Annotated in this window: 15 protein-coding genes, 2 tRNA genes and 1 pseudogene; 9 read left to right on the top strand and 9 right to left on the bottom strand. The window is 66.8% G+C overall.

Annotated elements, in window-relative coordinates:
• Position 1: 1 nt before the first annotated feature.
• From clpP to ACFSCU_RS06875, 6 genes are all read right to left on the bottom strand, one after another.
• The gene (gene clpP, locus ACFSCU_RS06900) at positions 2-613 is read right to left on the bottom strand and encodes an ATP-dependent Clp endopeptidase proteolytic subunit ClpP (protein ID WP_180551026.1); all 612 of its coding nucleotides are present in this window, start codon (positions 611-613) and stop codon (positions 2-4) included.
• Positions 614-938: 325 nt separating this feature from the next.
• Positions 939-2,246, bottom strand: a complete 1,308-nt coding sequence (gene tig, locus ACFSCU_RS06895) for a trigger factor (RefSeq protein ID WP_180551025.1) — start codon at positions 2,244-2,246, stop codon at positions 939-941.
• Positions 2,247-2,272: 26 nt separating this feature from the next.
• Positions 2,273-2,359, bottom strand: a tRNA-Leu gene (locus ACFSCU_RS06890).
• A gap of 137 nt (positions 2,360-2,496) precedes the next feature.
• Positions 2,497-5,751, bottom strand: a complete 3,255-nt coding sequence (locus ACFSCU_RS06885; RefSeq protein WP_377560243.1) for an efflux RND transporter permease subunit — start codon at positions 5,749-5,751, stop codon at positions 2,497-2,499.
• A gap of 8 nt (positions 5,752-5,759) precedes the next feature.
• The gene (locus ACFSCU_RS06880) at positions 5,760-6,929 is read right to left on the bottom strand and encodes an efflux RND transporter periplasmic adaptor subunit (RefSeq protein WP_180551024.1); all 1,170 of its coding nucleotides are present in this window, start codon (positions 6,927-6,929) and stop codon (positions 5,760-5,762) included.
• A gap of 464 nt (positions 6,930-7,393) precedes the next feature.
• Positions 7,394-8,401 carry an NADPH:quinone oxidoreductase family protein gene (locus ACFSCU_RS06875; protein WP_180551023.1) on the bottom strand — a complete coding sequence of 336 codons (1,008 nt, stop codon included), beginning with the start codon at positions 8,399-8,401 and terminating at the stop codon, positions 7,394-7,396.
• Between the two features lie 73 nt (positions 8,402-8,474).
• Here ACFSCU_RS06875 and hpnC point away from each other — a divergent pair, with 73 nt between their 5' ends.
• From hpnC to ACFSCU_RS06840, 7 genes and pseudogenes are all read left to right on the top strand, one after another.
• The gene (gene hpnC / locus ACFSCU_RS06870) at positions 8,475-9,329 is read left to right on the top strand and encodes a squalene synthase HpnC (protein WP_377560242.1); all 855 of its coding nucleotides are present in this window, start codon (positions 8,475-8,477) and stop codon (positions 9,327-9,329) included.
• A 37-nt stretch (positions 9,330-9,366) separates the two neighbouring features.
• Positions 9,367-10,221 carry a presqualene diphosphate synthase HpnD gene (gene hpnD, locus ACFSCU_RS06865; RefSeq protein WP_377560241.1) on the top strand — a complete coding sequence of 285 codons (855 nt, stop codon included), beginning with the start codon at positions 9,367-9,369 and terminating at the stop codon, positions 10,219-10,221.
• Between the two features lie 289 nt (positions 10,222-10,510).
• A complete protein-coding gene (gene hpnE, locus ACFSCU_RS06860) occupies positions 10,511-11,851 on the top strand; it encodes a hydroxysqualene dehydroxylase HpnE (protein WP_377560240.1) in 1,341 nt (446 codons plus the stop codon).
• Between the two features lie 20 nt (positions 11,852-11,871).
• A tRNA-Gly gene (locus tag ACFSCU_RS06855) sits at positions 11,872-11,945 on the top strand.
• A gap of 240 nt (positions 11,946-12,185) precedes the next feature.
• Entirely contained in the window at positions 12,186-14,111 is a 1,926-nt protein-coding gene (locus ACFSCU_RS06850) for a tyrosine-type recombinase/integrase (protein ID WP_377560239.1), read from the top strand.
• A gap of 521 nt (positions 14,112-14,632) precedes the next feature.
• A complete protein-coding gene (locus ACFSCU_RS06845; protein ID WP_377560237.1) occupies positions 14,633-15,448 on the top strand; it encodes a hypothetical protein in 816 nt (271 codons plus the stop codon).
• Positions 15,399-16,619: pseudogene (locus ACFSCU_RS06840) on the top strand (DUF3363 domain-containing protein); the annotation flags it as partial. The gene ACFSCU_RS06845 and the pseudogene ACFSCU_RS06840, both read left to right, overlap by 50 nt.
• 68 nt (positions 16,620-16,687) lie before the next feature.
• On the opposite strand, the gene ACFSCU_RS06835 reads toward ACFSCU_RS06840, so the two are convergent.
• The 3 genes from ACFSCU_RS06835 to ACFSCU_RS06825 all read right to left on the bottom strand — a co-directional run bounded on the left by ACFSCU_RS06835 (position 16,688) and on the right by ACFSCU_RS06825 (position 19,270).
• A complete protein-coding gene (locus ACFSCU_RS06835; RefSeq protein WP_180551020.1) occupies positions 16,688-17,035 on the bottom strand; it encodes a DUF4148 domain-containing protein in 348 nt (115 codons plus the stop codon).
• Between the two features lie 147 nt (positions 17,036-17,182).
• Positions 17,183-18,586, bottom strand: a complete 1,404-nt coding sequence (locus ACFSCU_RS06830; RefSeq protein WP_377560236.1) for a heavy metal sensor histidine kinase — start codon at positions 18,584-18,586, stop codon at positions 17,183-17,185.
• On the bottom strand, positions 18,587-19,270 hold the full coding sequence (locus ACFSCU_RS06825; protein WP_377560235.1) for a heavy metal response regulator transcription factor: 684 nt from the start codon (positions 19,268-19,270) through the stop codon (positions 18,587-18,589).
• Positions 19,271-19,394: 124 nt separating this feature from the next.
• On the opposite strand from ACFSCU_RS06825, the gene ACFSCU_RS06820 reads away from it, so the two are divergent.
• Both ACFSCU_RS06820 and ACFSCU_RS06815 read left to right on the top strand, forming a co-directional pair.
• Positions 19,395-19,760: a hypothetical protein gene (locus ACFSCU_RS06820; RefSeq protein ID WP_377560232.1), complete on the top strand. Its 366-nt coding sequence runs from the start codon at positions 19,395-19,397 to the stop codon at positions 19,758-19,760.
• Positions 19,757-21,187: a TolC family protein gene (locus ACFSCU_RS06815; protein ID WP_180551019.1), complete on the top strand. Its 1,431-nt coding sequence runs from the start codon at positions 19,757-19,759 to the stop codon at positions 21,185-21,187. The genes ACFSCU_RS06820 and ACFSCU_RS06815 overlap by 4 nt, the downstream gene beginning before the upstream one ends.
• Positions 21,188-21,203: the final 16 nt, after the last annotated feature.

Genomic DNA, 21,203 nt, shown 5'->3' with positions numbered 1-21,203 from the left:
GTCATGGCCGGTTGGCGATGACCTGGTCGACCAGGCCGTAGTCCTTGGCCTCGTCGGCGGTCATGTAGTAGTCGCGCTCGGTGTCCTGCTGGATCTTCTCCAGCGTCTGGCCGGTGCGCTCGGCCAGGATGCGGTTCATCTGCGCCTTGGTGCGCAGGATGTCGCGCGCCTGGATCTCGATGTCGGTCGCCTGGCCGCGCGCGCCGCCCAGCACCTGGTGGATCATGACCTTGCTGTTGGGCAGGCTGTAGCGCTTGCCCTTGGCACCGGCCGCCAGCAGGAAGGCGCCCATGCTGGCCGCGAAGCCCAGGCACATGGTCGACACGTCGGGCTTGATGAACTGCATGGTGTCGTAGATCGACATGCCGGCCGTCACACTGCCGCCGGGGCTGTTGATGTAGAGCGAGATGTCCTTGTCGGGGTTTTCGCTTTCCAGGAACAGCAACTGCGCCACCACCAGGTTGGCGGTCTGGTCGTTCACCTCGCCCACCAGGAAGATCACGCGCTCTTTCAGCAGGCGCGAGTAGATGTCGTACGAGCGCTCGCCGCGGCCGGACTGCTCGATGACCATGGGGATGAGGCCGAGGTTTTTCTGCGTTTCGTATTCGCTCATGAAAGAAAGCTCCGGGAAGGGTGTCTGGAAAGGCAAATGGGGCCGGAACCGGCCGATTCCAAGCCCCATTGTCGCCGCTCCGCCGTGGCCTGCAGGTTCAATGCCAAATTGGCCTTGAGCGCCCGCCAATTCAGCGCCAACAGCTATCTTATACGTAGCAATCTCCCATTTCAGGGATCGCCTCACTCGGCGGGCTGCGCAGCAAGCCCGCACCAGGTGGCCGCGGAGCAGGCCATGCAGAAACGCCGTGGCCGGGGTTTCCCCTGCCACCAGCGTTGTCCACCTTGGGGGAAGGCGCGTCAGCGCCTCTCAGGGGGTACGTCAGTTATTGCCCCATCAGCTCGTCAAAGCCCAGCGCCTTGTCGGTCACCTTGGCCTGCTTCAGCACGTAGTCGGTCACATTGTTCTCGATCACCATGGCCTCGACGTCGGCCAGGCGGCGGTTGTCGGCGTAGTAGTAGCGCACCACCTCGTCGGGCTTCTCGTAGCTGGCGGCCAGCTCCTCGACCTGGGCCTTCAGCTGCTCGGGCGTGGCCTGCAGGTTCTGCGTCTTCACCAGTTCGGCCACCACCAGGCCCAGACGCACGCGCTGCTCGGCCTGCGGGCGGAAGGTGTCCTCGGGGATCGGCAGCTTCTCGACATCCTTGATGCCGCGCGCCTTCAGGTCGGCGCGGGTGGCCTGCGTCATGCGGTCGATCTCGGCCTGCACGCTGGACTTGGGGATGTCCAGCTCGGCCTTGGCCACCAGCGCATCCATCACGGCCTGCTTGTTGCGCTGGTTCAGGCGGAACTTGACCTCGCGCTCCAGGTTCTTGCGGATGTCGCTGCGCAGGCCCTCGACGGTGCCGTCGGCCACGCCCAGCGACTTGGCCAGCTGCTCGTTCACCTCGGGCAGGTGCGATGCCTCGATCTTGCTCACGGTGACCATGAAGTCGGCGGTCTTGCCGGCCACGTCCTTGCCGTGGTAGTCCTCGGGGAAGGCCAGCGGGAAGGTCTTGCTTTCGCCCACCTTCATGCCGCGCACAGCGTCCTCGAACTCCTTCAGCATCTGGCCCTCGCCGACCACGAACTGGAAGTCCTCGGCCTTGCCGCCCTCGAACGGCTCGCCGTCGATCTTGCCGGCGAAGTCGATGGTCACGCGGTCGCCGTCCTCGGCGGCGGCGTCCTTGGCGCGCTGGGCAAAGCTGCGGCGCTGCTTGCGCAGGATGTCGATGGTGCGCTCGATGGCCTCGTCGCTCACGTCGGCGGCCACCTTCTCGATCTCGGCCGTCGCCAGGTCAGCGATCTTCACCTCGGGGAACACCTCGAACACCGCGTCGAACGCCATCTGGCCCTCGGGCGCGCCTTCCTTCTCGGTGATGGTGGGCTGGCCGGCCACGCGCAGGTTCGCTTCGTTGGCGGCGTTGAAGAAAGCCTCGCCCACCTTGTCGTTCATCACCTCGTACTGCACCGAGTAGCCGTACTGGCGCGCCACCACGCTCATCGGCACCTTGCCGGGGCGGAAGCCGTCCATCTTCACGGTGCGGGCCAGCTTGCGCAGGCGCGCGTCGACCTCGCTCTGGATGGATTCGACGGGCAGCGTCAGCGTCATCTTGCGCTCGAGCTTTTCAAGGGTTTCGACATTCACGGCCATGGTGTTCTCTCTCAAGGTTGATATCGTGGTGCGCGGGGGGGGACTCGAACCCCCACACCCTTGCGGGCGTCAGGACCTAAACCTGGTGCGTCTACCAATTTCGCCACCCGCGCGACGAGCTGAAACAAGGCAGGCGGTCGCAGGGCTGCAACCGCCCGACGGAATCTGGCGAACCGAGCATTTTACCCGGACACGGGCCGCCCGCTCAGGCCAGCGTGGGCTGCGGGGGCCTGACCCGGAACCATGCGGGTCACGCGCTGCGCGCGGGCCCCGCCGGGGCGGATTCATGGAACGCCGGTGTTCCGGGTTTCACCCGGAACCATGCGGCGTACATCGCCGGCAACGCCAGCAGCGTCAGCGCCGTGGCCACGATCAGCCCGCCCATGATGGCCACTGCCATCGGCCCCCAGAACACGCTGCGCGACAGCGGGATCATGGCCAGCACCGCCGCGGCAGCCGTCAGCACGATGGGGCGCAGGCGCCGCACGGCGGCTTCGACGATGGCGTCCCACGTGGGCACGCCGCGTGCACGGTCCAGCTCGATCTGGTCGATCAGGATCACCGAGTTGCGCTGGATCATGCCCATCAGCGCGATCACGCCCAGCAGCGCCACGAAGCCGAACGGCCGGTTCAGCACCAGCAGCGCCGCCGCCACGCCGGCCAGCCCCAGCGGCCCGGTCAGGAACACCAGCATGGCGCGGCTGAAGCTGTGCAACTGCAGCATCAACAGCGTGAAGGTGATGAACAGCATAACGGGCACGCCGGCGGCGATCGAGGCCGAGCCCTTGCTGGTTTCCTCCACCGCGCCGGCCACCTCGATGCGGTAGCCCGTGTCGCCCGCGCGCGCCCACCCGGCCTCCAGCGCGCGCAGGCCGGGCAGCAGCTGGTTGGTCACCGTGGCGCCCTGCAGGCCCTCCACCACGTCGGCGTTCACGGTGATGGCGTAGTCGCGGTTCTCGCGCCACAGCACGCCGGGCTCCCAGGCGAACATGGGTTTGGCGATCTGCGTCAGTGGGATCGATTTGCCGCTGGCCGTGGGCAGGTAGGCGTTGGCGATGTCGGTGATGGCGTCGCGCTCGGCGAGCGGCTGGCGCAGCACGATGTCGATCAGCTTGTCCCCCTCGCGGTACTGGCCCACGGTGCTGCCGCTCAGCATCACGCGGCCGGCCTGGGCGATGGACTGGCTGGTCACGCCCAGGGCGCGCGCCTTGTCCTGGTCCACCTCCAGCCGCATGGTCTTGACCGACTCGTTCCAGTTGTCGTTCACGCCGCGCGTGTTGGGGCTTTCGCGCAGCGCGGCCACCACCTCGTCGGCGTGCGCGCGCAGGCGCGCCGGGTCGGGGCCGATCACGCGGAACTGCACCGGGTAGGCCACCGGCGGCCCGTTGGGCAGCAGCTTGACGCGGCCGCGCACCTCGGGAAATTCCTGTGCCAGCACCGCCGGAATCTGCTTGAGCAGTTGCGCTCGCGTGGCCAGGTCATGCGGCATCACGATCAACTGCGACACGTTGGTCTGCGGAAAGATCTGGTCCAGCGGCAGGTAGAAGCGCGGCACGCCGGCGCCGATCCACTGCGTCACGCCGGTCACGCCGGGCTCGGCCAGCAACCGGGCCTCCGCGCGCCTGGCGACATCCTCGGTGGCGGCGAACGAGGTGCCCTCGGGCGACCACAGGTCGACCAGGATTTCCGGCCGCACCGAATCCGGGAAGAACTGCTGCTGCACCTTGGTCATGCCGAACACGCCCAGGCCGAACAGCGCCGCCGTGGCGCCGATGGTGAGCCAGCGGTGCACCACGCACCAGCGCACCAGGCGCCGGAAGCTGTTGTAGAACGGCGTGTCGAACACCTCGTGCGGCTGATGGACCGCCGGCTCGCCGCTGTTCAGCGCCTGCGCGCGCGCCGCGGCCACGTGCGGCGGCACGCGCAACAGCCAGGCGCCCAAGAGCGGCACGAACACCACCGATGCCACCCAGCTCACCAGCAGCGCGATCACCGTGACGGCGAAGATGGCGAAGGTGTATTCGCCCGTCATCGACTTGGCCAGCCCGATGGGCAGAAAGCCCACCGCCGTGATCAGCGTGCCCGTCAGCATGGGGATGGCGGTGATCTCGTAGGCGAAGGTGGCGGCGCGGAACTTGTCGTAGCCCTCCTCCATCTTGCGCACCATCATCTCGATGGCGATGATGGCGTCGTCCACCAGCAGGCCCAGGGCGATGATGAGCGAGCCGAGCGAGATCTTGTGCAGCCCGATGCCCCAGTACTGCATGAACAGGAATGTCACCGCCAGCACCAGCGGAATGGTGATGCCCACCACCAGGCCGGGGCGCATGTCCAGCGTCCAGCGGCGCCACAGCGGCTGCCGGCCCGCGCGCCTGTGCAGCCCCAGGCTGAGAAAGCTCACCGCCAGCACGATCACCACCGCCTCGATCAGCACCTTGACGAACTCGTTCACCGAGCTGGCCACCGCGCGCGGCTGGTCCTGGATCTGCGCCAGCTCCACGCCCAGCGGCAGCGACTGCTCGATGCGCGCGCTGGCTTCCTTCAGCGCCTTGCCCAGCGCGATCACGTCGCCGCCCTTGGCCATCGACACGCCCAGCGCCACCACCTCGCGCCCGTTGTGGCGCACCTTCACCTGCGGCGGATCGACGTAGCCGCGCGTGATCTCGGCCATGTCGCCCAGCCGCAGCTGCGTGCCCGTGGCGCCCCGTATCGGCATGGCGCGCAGTTGCTCGACGTCGTTGAACTGCCCGCCCACGCGCACCTGGATCACGTCCAGCGGCGTCTGCACCGCGCCGGCCGATTCCACCGCGTTCTGCGCGCCCAGCTGGCCGATCACCTGGTTCATGTCCAGCCCCAGCTGGGCCAGGCGCCGCTGCGAGATCTCGATGTAGAGCTTCTCGTCCTGCACGCCGAACAGCTCGACCTTGGCCACGTCCTTCACGCGCAGCAGGCGCTGGCGCACGTCGTCGGCGAAGGTCTTGATCTCGGCGTAGCTGAAGCCCTCGCCCGACAGCGCGTAGATCACGCCGTACACGTCGCCGAAGTCGTCGTTGAAGAACGGCCCCTGCACGCCCTGCGGCAGGGTGAAGCGCATGTCGCCCACCTTCTTGCGCACCGTGTACCAGACCTGCGGCACCTCGCGCGGGGGCGAGTTGTCCTTGAGCTGGAAGATGATCAGCGACTCGCCCGGCTTGCTGTAGCTGCGGATCCTGTCGGCATACGGCACCTCCTGCAGCGTGCGCTCGATCTTGTCGGTCACCTGCTCGGCCACCTGCGCCGCCGTGGCGCCGGGCCAGAAGCTGCGCACCACCATCACGCGGAAGGTGAAGGGCGGGTCCTCGTCCTGCCCGAGCTGGAAGTAGGCCGCCACGCCCAGCAGCATCAGCACCACCATCAGGTAGCGCACCAGCGCCTGGTGCTGCAGCGCCCAGCGCGACAGGTTGAAGCCCGGCTTGGGCTGCTCCGGCGCGGCAGCGCCGTCGATGGGCGAGGCTTGTTCGCTCATGCGGGCCCTCAGCGCGACGCGGCAACGGCCGGCGGCGCGGGCTCGTTAGCTACATTATTGGTAGCTGCCTGCGCAGTCTTGGCGGGTGCTGTAGCCGTTTTTGACTGATAAACCGAGACCTTCTGCCCCGGTGCCAGCACGTGCACGCCGCTGGCCACCACGCGCATGCCCGGCGTCAGGCCGTCCGCTATCACAGCCTCGTTGCCGTCGGCGCCGGCCACCTGCACCGGCTGCGAGCGCACGCTGCTGCTGGCCTCATCGAACACCCACACCGCCGTGCCCGCCCCTTCGCGGCGCAGCGCCGAGGTCGGCAGCTTGATCACCGCCGCGCCCTGCGCGCCGCTTTGCTGCGGCACCACCGTCACGGTGGCGCCCAGTGGCGGCGCCTCGCCCGCCAGCGCCACCTTCACGGCGTAGGTGCGCGTCACCGGGTCGGCGGCGGCGGCCACCTCGCGCACGCTGCCGTGCCATTGGCCATCGCTGGCCCAGGCCCGCACCGTCACCGGCTGGCCCACGCGCACGGCGGCCACGCGGTCTTCGGGCACGGCAAACACCACGTCGCGCGGGCCGTCCTGCGCCAGCCGCACCACCGGCGTGCCGGCGGCCACCACCTGGCCGACCTCGGCGTCCACGCCCGTCACCACGCCGCCGGCATCGGCCAACAGCTGCGTGTAGGCCGCCTGGTTGCCCTGCGACGACTGCTGCGCCCGCGCCTGGTCCAGCGTGGCCTGCGCGGCCTTCAGCTGGGCGCTGCGGCGCTCCATCTCGGCGCCGCTGATGAAACCCTGGTCGCGCAGGGACTGAAAGCGCTTCAAATCCGCCGCCGCCAGGTCGCGCTGCGTGGTGGCCGACGCCACCTGTGCGCGTGCCGCGTCGGCGGCCAGCTGGTAGTCGCGTGCATCCAGCTGCGCCAGCAACTGCCCGGCCTGCACGCGCTGGCCCGGCTCCACCGCGCGGCGCACGATCTTGCCCGCCACGCGAAAGCCCAGGCGCGACTCCACCCGCGCCCGCACCTCGGCGGCGTATTCGTGGCCGGCTTCGTAGGCCGTTTCGCCCACCGTCACCAGCTTGACGGCGCGCACCGGCTCCTCGGGCGGCGGCGCCTTGCCGCAGGCGGCCAGCAACGCGACCAGCAAGGCGCCACCCAGGGCGCGCCAGGGCGGAGAAACGAGCGGCATAAGGTCCTTGATGGCCCGGTCGGGCCGTGTGAAGAATTAATGACTGACTGGTTAGTAATCTACTGGAGCCGCTTGGGGGCTGTCAAGAAACCGGCCGCCGAACAGGGCCGCGCCGCGCGTGGGCCGGCCCTGCAGCGCGCCCTGGCCGCCGCTTCGTGCGAATGGGCTTTCAAAAATGCTTGTGCTTGGCCATCCAGCAGTCTCGGATGCCGCGCGGACCGCATCCGCTGTGTGGGAGCGGGCTTGCCCGCGATGCGGCATCTCGTCGCAACCGCCGCTTGATCGCGGGCAAGCCCGCTCCCACAACGCTGTCTGAGACTGTTGAGTCATCCAGCAAGAAAGACAACTGACTTCGCTGCGCTTCCGTGACCAAGACGCCATTCGTCAGGGGTCATGCGGCGGCAGCCGCGGTCATGGGTCATCGTTGGAGCGCCAAACGATCTCAGCCGCCCCGCCGACCAAGTTCAGGCCAGCCGGCCTGTATCCGCCACCCCGCCCTGCGGCACCACCACCACCTTGCCGCGCCGCTCGCGCGACAGCGTGGCGCGCAGCGCATCGGCGGCCTGCGCCAGCGTGAAGCGGGTCATCCCGGGCGGCGGCAGCACGCCGTCGCGCACGCGCCGGAACAGCGAGCCGCGCACCTGCCGCGCCCGCTCGGGCTGCGTGGCCAGAAAGTGCCGCACGTCCACGCCCAGCAGATCGGCGTTCTTCAGCAGCGCCAGGTTGGCCGGCAGCCGCCCGATGGCGCCGCCGGCAAAGCCCAGCACCAGGTGGCGCCCGTCCTTGGCCAGCGAGCGGAAGGCCGGCTCGAACGCGTCGCCGCCCACCGGATCGACCACCACGTCCACCGCGCCGCCCGGCGCACAGGCCTTCAGCGCCTCGCGCCAGTCGGGCTGGCGGTAATCCACCGTGGCCTGCGCGCCCAGCGCCCGCGCGGCCTGGCGCTTGTCGTCGGCCCCGGCGGCGGCGATCACGAACGCCCCCGCGCGCGCCGCCAGCGCCACCGCCGCCGCGCCCACGCCACCGGCGGCGCCCAGCACCAGCACACGGTCGGTGGCGGTCAGGCGCCCGCGCTCGAACAGCGTGAAATGGGCGGTCTGGTAATCCACCAGCATCGCCGCCGCCACCGGCAGGGGCAGATCGCCGGGCACCCCGTCCACGTCGGCCGCATCCACCACCACGCAGTCCGCCATGCCGCCGCCCAGCTGCCAGGTCACCACCCGGTCGCCCACCGCCAGCGTGCTGACGCCCGCGCCCACCGCCTCCAACACACCCGCGATCTCGCCGCCCGGCACGTAGGGCAGCGGGGGTTTGATCTGGTAGCGCCCCTGCGCCATCAGGCCATCCACGTAGCCCAGCGCCGTGGCGGCCACGCGCAGGCGCACCTGGCCCGGCCCCGGTTCGGGCACGGGCAACTCGGTCAGCGCGTAGCTGTCCAGCGAATCGAACGAGGTTCCGGCAAAGGCCTGCATGGCGTGTGTCCTGACGAAGTGGCCGCGCCAGCTTAGCAGCGGCATCGTCACGGCCGCCAGCGACAATCGCCGCGTGACAACCCCCGCCGCCATCGACCATTACGAGAACTTCCCCGTCGCCAGCTGGCTGTGCCCGCCGCGGCTGCGCCCGCCCATCGCGGCCATCTACCACTTCGCGCGCACGGCCGACGATATCGCCGACGAGGGCGACGCCGCGCCCGCCCAGCGCCTGGCCGACCTGGCCGCCTACCGTGCCGATCTGCACGCCATCGCCCGCGGCGCGCACCCCTCGCCGCGCTGGCCCGCCGTGTTCACGCCGCTGGCGGCGCAGATGCGGGCCTTCGCCCTGCCCCTGCAGCCGCTGGACGACCTGCTCAGCGCCTTCGCGCAGGACGTGGCCAAGACCCGCGACGGCGCCGCCTACGCCGACATGGCCGAGCTGCTCGACTACTGCCGCCGCAGCGCCAACCCCGTGGGCCGCCTGCTGCTGCACCTGTACGGCGTGACGGGCGACGAAGCGCTGGCCGAAAGCGACGCCATCTGCACCGCGCTGCAGCTCATCAATTTCTGGCAGGACCTCAGCGTCGACATCCCGCGCGGCCGCTACTACCTGCCGCTCGCCGACTGCGCGGCCCACGGCATCGCCATCACCCACCCCGCCACGCAGTTCGCCGCCCTGCGCTCTGACGAGAATACTACGCAATTGATAGCTGCCTGCGCCCGCCACGCAAGGGCCAGCATGCAAAAAGGCTTGAAACTCGTGCACCGCATCCCCGGCCGCGCCGGGTGGGAGCTGCGCGCCGTGGTGCAAGGCGGCCTGCGCATCCTCGACAAGATCGCCGCACTCAACCACCGCACGCTCGAGCACCGCCCCACCGTCGGCACGGCCGATGCGCCCGTCATCCTGTGGCGCATGTTGTGGATGTGAGGCCGCCGCCCCGCAAGCCGATGGGACAATCCCCCGCGTGACTTCCGCCGTCCAATCCCCGCAGGACTACGTCCAGCAGAAAGCCGCCGCCTCGGGCAGCAGCTTCTATTACGCCTTTCTGTTTCTGCCGCCGCCGCGCCGCGCCGCCATCACGGCGTTCTACGCCTTCTGCCGCGAGGTCGATGACGTGGTGGACGAAGTCAGCGACCCCGGCGTGGCCGCCACAAAATTGGCGTGGTGGCAGTCCGAGGTGGGCCGCGCCTACGCCGGCCAGCCCTCGCACCCGGTGATGCAGGCGCTGATGCCGCACGCGGCCGAATTCGGCATCGAGGCGCGGCATCTGCTGGCCATCATCGAAGGCTGCCAAATGGACCTGACGCAGACGCGCTACCTCGACTTTGCCGCGCTTGAAAAGTATTGCCACCTCGTCGCCGGCATCGTGGGGGAGGTATCTGCACGCATCTTCGGCCAAGTCGACGCCAAAACCACCGAATATGCGCACAAACTGGGCCTGGCCTTCCAGCTCACCAACATCATCCGCGACGTCGGCGAAGACGCGCGGCGCGACCGCATCTACCTGCCGGTGAACGAGCTGCAGCAATTCGACGTGAAGGCGCACGAGATCCTGAAAGGCGTGTATTCCGAGCGCTTCACGGCGCTGATGAAGTTCCAGGCCGAGCGCGCGCACGCCCTGTACGACGAGGCCCTGGCCCTGCTGCCCGCCGCCGACCGCCGCAGCCAGAAGCCCGGCCTGATGATGGCCAGCATCTACCGCACGCTGCTGCGCGAAGTCGAGGCCAGCGACTTCCAGGTACTGCACCAGCGCATCGCCCTGACACCGCTGCGCAAGCTGTGGCTGGCGTGGAAGATGCAGGCTTTAGGGCGCTTCTGAACCGGGCCAGGCGCTCAGTCCGCTCTGCGGCGACTCATGAATTGATAGTGTCTTGCGCCCGTACAGCAATGATTTGAAGCGAAAATGTTCTGAAACTGTTTGCTGGCGGGCGCGACCAGCTATCGTTTTTCATAGCTCATCAAGATGCTCTGGATGACGCGCCGCCCGTATCCGCTGTGTGGGAGCGGGCTTGCCCGCGATCAAGCGACTCGTGGCAACCAGCGCTTAATCGCGGGCAAACCCGCTCCCACAGCGCTTTCCAAGACTTGTTGCTGACCCAGCGTTCTGGATGATGAAGCCTTCCCCACCCGCACCGTCCACCGCGCCCTTGCGCCTTGCCATCCTCGGCGCCGGTTGGGCCGGCATGGCCGCGGCCGTGCGCGCGGTGGAACTGGGGCACCACGTCACGGTGTTCGAGGCCGCCCGCACCCTGGGCGGCCGCGCGCGCGGCGTGGCGCTGGCGCTGCCCGACGGACGCGAAGTCATGGTCGACAACGGCCAGCACATCCTGATCGGCGCCTACAGCGACAGCCTGCGCCTCATGCGCACCGTCGGCGTCGACCCCGACACCGCCCTGCTGCGCCGCCCGCTGGCGCTGCAATACCCCGACGGCAGCGGCCTCGCCCTGCCCGACTGGCCCGCCCCGCTGGACGCCGCCGCCGGCATCCTGGCCGCGCGCGGCTGGGCCTGGCGCGAGCGGCTGGCGCTGCTGCGCGCGGCGCTGGGCTGGCAGCGTGCGGGCTTTCAGTGCGACGAGCAGCTCAGCGTGGCCGACCTGTGCGCCGCCTTGCCGCAGCGCCTGCGCGATGAATTCATCGAGCCGCTGTGCGTGTCCGCGCTCAACACGCCCATCGCCCAATCCAGCGCGCAGGTATTCCTGCGCGTGCTGCACGACGCACTGTTCAGCCAGCGCGGCGGGTCCAACCTGCTGCTGCCGCGCGTGGACCTGAGCGCGCTGTTTCCGCAGTCCGCGGCGCGCTGGATCAGCGCACGCGGCGCCCGCGTCGTCGCCGGCCAGCGCGTCGACGCGCTGCACTGGGAGGCCCCGCACTGGCACATCGACGGCCAGCCGTTCGACCGCGTGCTCGTCGCTACTTCCGCATCGAATGCGGTGCAAATCGCCGTCCAGTCTGCGCAGGCAGCTGCGCCTTCGATAGCAAACCAGCTCCACGCCTGGGCCCATGGCGCCGCCCAATTGCGGCACCAGGCCATCACCACCGTGTACGCCCAGGCCGCCGCGCCCGCCCCGCGCCTGCGCGCGCCCATGCTGGCGCTGCGCCCCGGTGTGGATGCGCCGGCCCAGTTCGTGTTCGACCGCGACGCCATCACGCCTGCCGCGCAGCCCACGCGCCTGCTCGCCTTCGTCGTCAGCGACAGCCAGGGCGAGCGCGCCACGCTGCAGGCCGCCATCACCGCGCAGGCCGCGCGGCACTTGAAGGTGCAGGTCACGCCGCTGCTCACCATCACCGAAAAGCGCGCCACCTTCGCCTGCACGCCCGGCCTGCAGCGCCCCGCCAGCGCCATCGCGCCGGGCCTGCTGGCCTCCGGCGACTACATCGCCGGCCCCTACCCCGCCACGCTGGAAGGCGCCGTGCGCAGCGGCCTGCAGGCGGCCGAGGCGCTCCGCTAGAATCGCCGCTCAGCCATCGCGCGGGCGTCGTTCAATGGCAGGACCTGAGCTTCCCAAGCTCAAGACGTGGGTTCGATTCCCATCGCCCGCTCCACTTCGACTTTCCAGGGCCTTCCGCCGAACGCCAAGGAACATCGTAAGTGCTTGTCAGGATTGAGATTTTTTAGCTGATCTCGATCTGCTGACTTCCAGCGAAATCCACTCCCAGCCGCATCGAAACGGTACATTGAGTGGTACATCGGCAATGCGGAGGTTCTCAGTTCCGCATTGTTTCTGGAGGAGCCGGGGTCCGCTCGGGAACATGGCATCCAACTCGCTTCGCAGGAGTTGGTTCATGCTTTCAGACCTCCAGGTACGACAGGCCAAGACGAGCGGCAAGGCGTATGCGCTTGCCGATTTCGATGGCCTTTACCTCCACATTTCAGCCAACGGCTTCAAGGCGTGGCACTTCCGCTTCACCTGGGGCGGCAAGCGCGAGCGCATGTCCTTCGGCGGCTATCCCGCCCTTTCCCTGAAAGACGCCCGTGATCTGCGCGACGAGGCCCGGGCACTTCTGGCCAAGGGTGTCAACCCGCACTCCGACCGCAAGCGCAAGCGCCACGCCATCGTTCTGGCGGGCGAGCACACCTTCAAGGCCATCTATGACAAATGGCTGGCCCACCGTAGCCTGTCTCTGGAAGATGAAGGACGGCAAAGCACACCGAAGCAGATCGAGCGCGTTTTCAAGAAGGACGTATTTCCGGTTCTCCGGCACCTGACCATCTACGACGTCACCCGTGCGCATCTGCTGGACATCATCGGCAGAGTGGAAAAGCGTGGGTCTTTTTCGGTGGCCGAGAAGCTGCGCACTTGGTTCACCCAGCTATTCACCTACGCCTCGGTGATGGTGCCCAACATGGGCGACAACCCGTCCAAGGATCTGGATGTGGTGGCGATGCCGCTGCCGCCGGTCGAAAACAATCCCTTCCTGCGCATGCCCGAACTGCCGGCGATGCTGCAGACGCTGCGCAAGTACCGTGGCCGCCTCAACACGCAACTGGGTCTGCGGTTGCTGCTGCTCACGGGCGTGCGCACCGGCGAGCTGCGCTACGCCACGCCAGACCAGTTCGATCTGGATCGGGGCCTGTGGATCATCCCCGTCGTCAGGCTCAAGCAACGCAAGCAGCTCACCAAGAAGAAGCGCCAGCGCTTCACTGACATTCCGCCGTACATCGTGCCGTTGTCGTTGCAGGCGCAGGAAATCGTTCGGCATCTGCTGGAGAAATTCAAGCCAGCGCAGGTTTACCTCATTCCCGGCGACTGGGACCTCAAGAGCCGCATCAGCGAGAACACGTTCAACGGCGGGCTCAAACGCATGGGATACGAAGACCAACTCACCGGGCATGGCATCCGTGCCACCATCTCGACCGCGCTCAATGAATTGGGATATCCGCCAAAGTGGGTGGATGCACAACTCTCACATGCTGACCCGGACAAGACCAGCGCGACCTACAACCACGCCGAGTACGTGGAGCAGCGTCGCGTCATGATGCAGGACTGGGCGGACCGTCTGGATTTGTTCGAGCAAAATCAGGTCGAAGTTGCCAGCACGCACCTGACCATCACGCTGCAGGGCCTGCCCACTATTGCCGGGCATGCGGCCGCGCATCCGCCTGTCCTGAACCCCAACGCTCCCCAGTTGATCGTTGCTCCGATACCCGATGCGCCAGCGGTTCCGGCTTCCGTGCACCGGCTGTCTGCCGTGCATCTGCCCGAATACGCGCGGCCCAGGCTCTCGGAAGTACAGCGCGAGCGGTTGCAGTTGCTGGAAACGTTCGAGGCGCCGCACAATCTGCCGGTGCCCGAGTACGCCAAGCTGGTGGGCAAGTCGCGCCGCTGGATCTCCTACGAAATTCAGGCAGGCAATTTGCTGTCGATTCAGATGGGAAACCGCGGGCAGCGTGTTCCGGACTGGCAGCTCGACCCCCTCAAACGCAAGCTGATTCAGGCCATCTTGAAGCAGGTGCCGAGAAGCATCGATACCTGGCACATTTACCACGCGCTTCTGCGGCCATACGACGCCTTGGGCAAACTCCCTGCCATCGAGGCGGTCGGCCCGACAAACCTACACCTTGCAGCTCGCCTGGTAGCCGCGCAGAGCATTGAGGCCGATGAGCTTGCCGCGCATGCGGACTTGCCGATGCACGCCAGGCAGACCGTGCAGCAGTTGGTGCAAAAGGCCATGATGGTCGATGCGCCCGAAGACTTGGCCGCGCCCTAAGTGAGTAGGCTGGGCGGCCCCGTCGTCCTGCCGGCTAAGCGGCAATGTCGATCAACGCAGCCAGTAGGCGCTGGGGCTATCCAATGTCAGGCCGTTGACCAGCACAGCTCGATGTCACGTGATGCTATATGGCTATATCAGCATTCCGAGTAGGCATGAGCGCCCCGGATTCACCCAGCCAATCGTGGACATTAGGCATCAAATTCCTATCCGCGTTCTTCGTGAAACCGTGCGAATATCAAGCCATATCGAATCGGTCTTGATGGGCTTTGCGCCACCCATGACGCTGGTACCGTGAGCGCCAATATCGAGCCTGCGTCCTCATCGCTCGATGGGCCGGCACCCGATCGATTCTTGCACATCGAGCAAGACGAGGCCACCTGCGGCGGATGCCAATCATCTCGCCCGCCTACTATCAGGGCATCGTTCCAGGCAACCGCCGCAGGTCATAACGACACAACAGCCCTTGGCAGGGCAAGAAAGGAGCCGGTGATGTAGCGCTTCCGAAAGGAGACGAAGACATGCACAAGGACATTCCAACATCGAAGGTGTTCTATCGTCCCATCGAAGCCGCCATACGGTGGGCCGGGTTGCTGCGGTACCTGCCGATGATCCTGGCCGCGATCGCATCACCGCGCTTCCTGCCTCCATCGTTGAATTGCCCGCGATGGAATGAGTGCCGGCTGTACTCGGAGCGCATCTATGACGGCATCCTCAACGGGGAGCTGCCCTACGGCCACAACGGGATCACGCTCAATGACCCGAAGCTGCTGCAGTCGCCAGACTTGACCGTTCGCCATGTCGATCTGAAGCGCTGGATGCGCACCCACTATCCCGAGCACCGGCCAGGATTCCTGTTCAGCCGTGGCGAACGCATGGCGCATCCTTTCATCACCATGGAAACTGGACAGGCGATCCTGATCGAGCGGCTGGCCGTCGCCGTGTCGTCGCGCGTGCAGTGCCGGTGCCAATACTTCGCATTGGACACCGCACTTCGCGCTGCCTCCGGCGCAGCCGTCCAACGTGCAGGCGTCTTGCCTCGAACGCGGCTGGCCTTCGGCCATCGCTGCGTTCGCCGGGGCGCTGGCTGTCGGTACAGCCGCGCCACCGGGCCGCAATTGCCGGGAGCGGATGCGGGAGGCAAATGCGGAAGGCAAGACAAAAGGGTGCGGCACCTGTCGGCCCGCAAAGCCAGTCTGCACGTGGGAGTGGCGCGGCACGGAGCGGCTTCGCCGCCGTGCCGCGTGGGGCGCGAGCCCCGCGCCAATGCAGGCATGTCCGCGTGCTTCGCACGACCGGACACGCCGCAGCTCTCGGAGAGCGCAAGTGCAGATTGAACGCTTCAACGAGCCACGACTGCACCGCCAGCGCCTGCTGCTGATCGGCCGCCTGCAGCGCTTGCAGCGCCTGGGCCTGGCCGATGAAGTGCAGCCCGGCACCTGGGCCATTCATGCCGATGCCGAGAAGACCTTGCGCGCCCTGGGCGAGCGCGGCGACATCATCCGCACCATGCAGCGTGCCATGAGCGGCCAGCCGCGCGAGCTGGCGGTGTTCGAGCCGGGCGACGATGGCCGCACGATCATCGGGCGTGTCGCCGCGAAAGGGCTGGCCGACGAACTGCACGACCGGGGCTATCTGGTCATCGACGGCGTGGACGGCAAGGCCCACTACGTCGCGCTCAATGCCCGTGACGAGCTGGCGAACTACCCGGCCGGAGCCGTGGTGGAGGTGAAGGGTTCGGCCGACGTGCGCGCGGCCGACAAGAACATCACCGCGCTGGCGAGCGGTGGCCTGTACCGCACCGACCATCACCTTGCCATCGCGCAGGGCCAGGCCGTGCCCGGCCGCGATCCGCAGGAAGTCGTGGCGGCCCATATTCGGCGGCTCAAAGCCCTGCGTCGGGCGGGCATCGTGGAGCGCGTGGCCGAAGGGCTGTGGAAGGTGCCGGACGACTTGGCCGAACGTGGTCGCCAGTACGACGCCCAGCGCCTGGGCGGCGTGGCCGTGGAGTTGAAATCGCACCTGCCCATCGAGCGACAAGCGCGCATCATCGGCGCCACCTGGCTGGATCAGCAATTGATCGGCGGAGGCAAGGGGTTGGGCGACCTGGGCTTTGGCAGTGAGGTCAAGCAGGCGTTGCAGCAGCGCGCCGACTTCCTGGCCGAACTGGGATTGGCTGAGCGGCGCGGGCAGCAGGTGATCCTGGCGCGCAACCTGCCGGGCACACTGCGCAACCGTGAGGTGGCGCAGGCTGCCAAGGACATTGCCGCCGACACCGGCCTGGAGCATCGCCCAACGGCAGACGGGCAGCGCGTGTCCGGCATCTACAGGCGCAGCGTCATGCTCGCCAGCGGGCGCTACGCGATGCTCGATGATGGCATGGGGTTCAGCCTGGTGCCTTGGAAGCCGGTGATCGAGCACCGGCTGGGGCAGCAGCTCGCCGCGACGGGACGCGGCGGTGGGGTGTCTTGGGAAGTTGGACGCCGGCCTGGGCTGTCCCCAAGTTAGTCAGGCTGATGTCAACGATCCCACAGAATGGATTCAACGTAATCCGCTGCCACCCCAACTGGGGGCCATCAACCCCGGTAGTAGAGGCGCAGACGCGCGTCGCGTTCGACAGGCGACTCGCTGCGCAGTTCGTTGATCACTTGCTCACGCGTCTTGCCAGGACCTGCATCGGGCGTGCGGATCGGGTAGTTGCTCTCACCATAAGAAAGGCGGCCTTCCCGCATCGGAGCTTCGGCCTCCGCCTTGACTTGGGCGCGGGTTTTCTCGCTCTTGAAGTGTTCTGGATGAACGATGACGCCCTTTTCGTTGTTGGCGGGATGCTCGTACGCTGCCGAAGCCATCCCTGGAAGGCCCAGGGCAGCCACTGCGGCCGCGGCGGCGATCATGGAAGAAAGGGAGAGGCGTTGTTGGGTCATGATTGAAGCTCCTGACGAAGGTGGATGAAACTTGCATCTCTCATGCCTTGGTTAGGCGCTGAGGAGATGTGTTCATGGTAGAAACCCCTACCCAACAAAACCTAGACAGCCGAATGACATTTCCGACAGCTTTCCTCGTGGTCAGCGTCATGCTTGGATCGCACGATGCGGAAACACCAGGGCAAAGCATGTACGTCCATTGGATGATGTGACGGTGACGCGGCCGCCGTGGGCCTCGGCGATGGCGCGCGTGATGGCCAAACCCAAGCCCGATCCGTCAGTGTCCAGATGGGTCCTGGACGCATCGGCGCGGTAGAAACGGTCAAATAGCCGGGGCAGGATCTTGGCATCGATGTCGGCGCCGGTGTTTTCCACGGCCACCGTCGTGGCCTGTGCTGTGGCAGCGATGCGGATGGTGACGTCGCCGGCTTCGGGCGCGTGGCGCAGGGCGTTGGACAGCAGGTTGCTGACCGCGCGGCGGAACATCAGGCGGTCACCTTCGATCTCGCCATCGCCTTCCAGCCGCAGCCGGATGTGCTTTTCCTCGGCCACGGCCTCGTAGAAGTCGAGTAGCGCCAGCCCGTCCAGGCGGGCGGAGAACCGCTCCTTGTGCGGCAGGTCTACGCCACGCGCGGTCTTGGCCAGCAGCAGCATGTCGGACACCATGCGCGCCAAACGCTGAAATTCCTCGGCGTTCGAGGCCAGGATGTCGCGGTAGGTTGCAGCATCGCGCTTGGTCGCCAGCGCCACCTGGGTTTGCGTCAACAGATTGCTGATGGGGGTGCGCAGCTCGTGCGCGAGGTCTGACGCGAAATCGGTCAGGCGCTGGAAGTCCTCCTGCAGCCGATCCAGCATGCGGTTCAGCTCTTGCGCCAGGTCGGCCATTTCTACCGGCACGGCCTGCACGGGCATGCGCTCGCCGAGCTTCTGGCCCGTCACCCTGGCGGCCCGTGACTTCATGTCGCGCAAGGGCGCCAGCCCCTGGCGCGCGGCGAACCATGAGAGCAAGCCGCAGAGGGTGATGGCGGCGAGCACATACAGGGTCAAGCTGCGCCGCAGGCGGTCGAGAAACTGCGTGTGGTGATCCGTATCCGCAGCGATCCAGACCGTCAGGGGGGGGCTGGAGTAGGCAGTAGCTGCCTGAAAGGCCAGTGTATGAAACCTGGCATCGCCGTGCCGCCACACCCCGAACACCTTGTTTTCACCGACGCGCAGGGGCTTGTCGCCGCGCATGGGGGAAATGAACCCCGGGGACTGAAAGATCACCGCACCCCGCCCATCTTGCACCAGGGCGAAAAGGTCATGGTGATAGCTCAGCGCCTCACCCAGGCGCCAGCGCGTGTCGTCTGCCGAGCTTGCATTGCGCAGTATTTCCTCGATCAGATGCCGCTTGTCTTCCAGTGTTATCTGATCCAGCTCCACGAAGTGCCGCTCGGTCTCCACCAGGAACAAGGCGCCAAGACCCAGCACCACCGAAGCCGCTACCGCAGTGAAGAGCAGGGTCAGGCGCTGCGTCAGCGGCAACCGACCCCAACGAGCGCGAATCAACACCTATTCCTCCTGCGGTACGTCGAGCACATAACCCATGCCGCGCACGGTCTGGATCAGCTTGACCGGGTGGCCCTCGTCGATCTTCACGCGCAATCGGCGCATCGCCACTTCGATCACGTTGGTGTCGCTGTCGAAGTTCATATCCCACACCTGCGATGCGATCAGGGAGCGTGGCAACACCTCACCGTGGCGCCGCATCAAGAGTTCCAGCAGACCGAACTCCTTGGCCGTCAGGTCCACGCGCTTGCCGTTGCGCGAGACCCGGCGGCGCCGCAGATCCAGCTCCAGATCGGCAACCCGCAACATGGTGCTTTCGTTGCCCGCCGGGCTGCGGCGCAAGATGATGCGCACGCGGGCCAACAGCTCCGCGAACGAGAACGGCTTGACCAGATAATCGTCGGCACCAAGCTCCAGCCCCTTGACGCGATCCTCCACCTGGTCGCGTGCGGTCAGGAACAGCACTGGCATCTGCAGGCCGCGCTCGCGCAACGATTGCAGCACCTGCCAGCCGTTCAGCCCGGGCAGCATGACATCCAGGATCACGAGGTCGTAGGCACCGTGCAAGGCCATATGCAGCCCATCGGTGCCATGGGGCACCAGGTCCGCGACATACCCGGCCTCGCTCAAGCCCTGGCGCAAATATTCACCAGTCTTGGGCTCGTCTTCGACGATCAGTATCTTCACCCGCATGCTCCGTTAAAGGTCCCCACGCAAGTGTGCCGCGTTGGATGGCTGCCGACACGAAGCTAACAAGAATGTAATGTTCCAAACATCTTGCTGAAAGGGCGGGCTCTCCAGAATCTTCGACGTGAGATCAGAGATGCTTTCAGAGGAGACCATGGCCCATTCCCATCACCTGCCATCCTTCAGGGTCTTGTTGCCTTTGGCACTGGCGTTGTTCGCAGGGGCGGCTTTTGCACAAGCCCCAGCAGATCCCGAAGCTCCCCAGCCTCCGCTGCCGACGAGGCTGCAGTATTCGTCCGCCATCGATGCATACCAGGCCTATGCGGATCAACAGGTGCAATCCTGGCGAGAGGCCAATGATCGCGTGGGCCAAATCGGCGGTTGGCGCGCCTATGCCAAGGAAATCAAGACGGGCCAGCCCGCGTCCGCCAAGGACACTGCCCCCGCCAGCGATCCGCATTCTGGCCATCATGGGGGAGGCAAGCCATGATGCGTTTGCGTGCCACGCATGCCAAGCTGACCCTGTCCGCCCTTGGACTGGCGGTGCTGACCGGATGTGCCAGCGTCAGCCTGGATCAGAACATCAATCGTGTCAACGTCGAAGCGGGCGGTTTCACCGAAGGCAAGCTCGCCCTGGCGCGTACCCAGGAGGAGCGCGACCAGCAAGCACAGGCAGCTCAAAGCTTGCTGGCGCAGCCTCTGGGTCAAAAAGATGCTGTCCAGTTGGCCTTGGTGAACAGTCCGTCTTTGCAGGCCCTGCTGGCGCAAGGCTGGGCAGAGTCGGCCGATGCCGCGCAGGTGGGGCGGATTGCCAACCCCATCTTCAGTTTTGAGCGCATGAGGGCCGGAACTGAGCTGGACTTGGGGCGTGCGCTTTCCTTTGGCCTGTTGGATCTGCTGACCCTGCCGACCCGGTACGGTGTCGCCACCCGGCAGATCGAACTGTCCCAGTTGCGCCTGACAGGCAACGTGCTGGATCAGGTCACGCGCGTGCGCCAGGCCTGGGTGCGGGCCGTGGCCGCACAGCAGACGCTCCAGTATGCCAAGCAGGTCTATGACAGCGCCGAAGCGGGCGCCGAATTGGCCCGGCGCATGCAGGGCGTGGGCAACTTCAACCGTATCACCCGTGCGCGCGAGCAGGCTTTTTATGCAGATGCCGCCACTCGACTGAGCACGGCCCAACACCAGGTCACGGCCAGCCGGGAAGAGCTGGTGCGTTTGTTGGGACTGGATGAGAGCCAAGCGCAAGCGCTGAAGCTTCCAGAACGTCTGCCCGATCTCCCCAAGCAAGCACTAGATCCGCAGGCGGTTGGCTCGCTGGCGACCAAGGCACGCCTGGACATCCGTCTGGCGCAAACCGCGTTGGATGGTGCCGCCAAGGCCCAAGGGCTGAATATGGTGACCAGCTTCACTGATATCGAGCTCACCGGGCGTCGCAATACCACCTTCGACAATGCCGAGGGCACCCGCTCCAACGCACGCGGCTGGGAAATCGATGTGCGCCTGCCCATCTTTGACTGGGGTGGAATGCAGCGTGATGCGATGAACGCTCGAACGCTGGCGGCCGCCAACCAGCTCGAAGCCGCGGCCCGCGCCGCTGGCTCCAGCCTGCGGGAAAGCTATTCGGCCTATCGGACGGCCTACGACGTGGCGCGGCACTACAGGGACGAAGTGGTTCCGGTGCGCAAGGTGATCGCGGAGGAGAACCAGCTTCGCTACAACGGCATGCTGATCAGCGCCTTCGAACTGCTGGCCGATGCGCGCGACCAGGTCGGTGCCGTCACGGCGGCCCTGGACGCGCAGCAGCAATTCTGGCTGGCCGATGCCGCATTGCAGGCATCCGTGATCGGACGCCCCACCAACACCACCTTGTCGGTCACCACCAGCGCCCCCAGCGACGCGGGTGCCGGACACTGATGCAGAGACGATTGCC

It is taken from the genome of Ottowia beijingensis (assembly GCF_042680925.1).
Taxonomy (GTDB): domain Bacteria; phylum Pseudomonadota; class Gammaproteobacteria; order Burkholderiales; family Burkholderiaceae_C; genus Ottowia; species Ottowia beijingensis.
This window is presented reverse-complemented; position numbering and strand designations above follow the sequence as displayed.

Bases quoted from the DNA above. Each gene is read 5' to 3' on its own strand.
- clpP (WP_180551026.1), bottom strand. From the start codon at position 613: ATGAGCGAATACGAAACGCAGAAAAACCTCGGCCTCATCCCCATGGTC.
- tig (WP_180551025.1), bottom strand. From the start codon at position 2,246: ATGGCCGTGAATGTCGAAACCCTTGAAAAGCTCGAGCGCAAGATGACG.
- ACFSCU_RS06885 (WP_377560243.1), bottom strand. From the start codon at position 5,751: ATGAGCGAACAAGCCTCGCCCATCGACGGCGCTGCCGCGCCGGAGCAG.
- ACFSCU_RS06880 (WP_180551024.1), bottom strand. From the start codon at position 6,929: ATGCCGCTCGTTTCTCCGCCCTGGCGCGCCCTGGGTGGCGCCTTGCTG.
- ACFSCU_RS06875 (WP_180551023.1), bottom strand. From the start codon at position 8,401: ATGCAGGCCTTTGCCGGAACCTCGTTCGATTCGCTGGACAGCTACGCG.
- hpnE (WP_377560240.1), top strand. From the start codon at position 10,511: ATGATGAAGCCTTCCCCACCCGCACCGTCCACCGCGCCCTTGCGCCTT.
- ACFSCU_RS06850 (WP_377560239.1), top strand. From the start codon at position 12,186: ATGCTTTCAGACCTCCAGGTACGACAGGCCAAGACGAGCGGCAAGGCG.
- ACFSCU_RS06845 (WP_377560237.1), top strand. From the start codon at position 14,633: ATGCACAAGGACATTCCAACATCGAAGGTGTTCTATCGTCCCATCGAA.
- ACFSCU_RS06835 (WP_180551020.1), bottom strand. From the start codon at position 17,035: ATGACCCAACAACGCCTCTCCCTTTCTTCCATGATCGCCGCCGCGGCC.
- ACFSCU_RS06815 (WP_180551019.1), top strand. From the start codon at position 19,757: ATGATGCGTTTGCGTGCCACGCATGCCAAGCTGACCCTGTCCGCCCTT.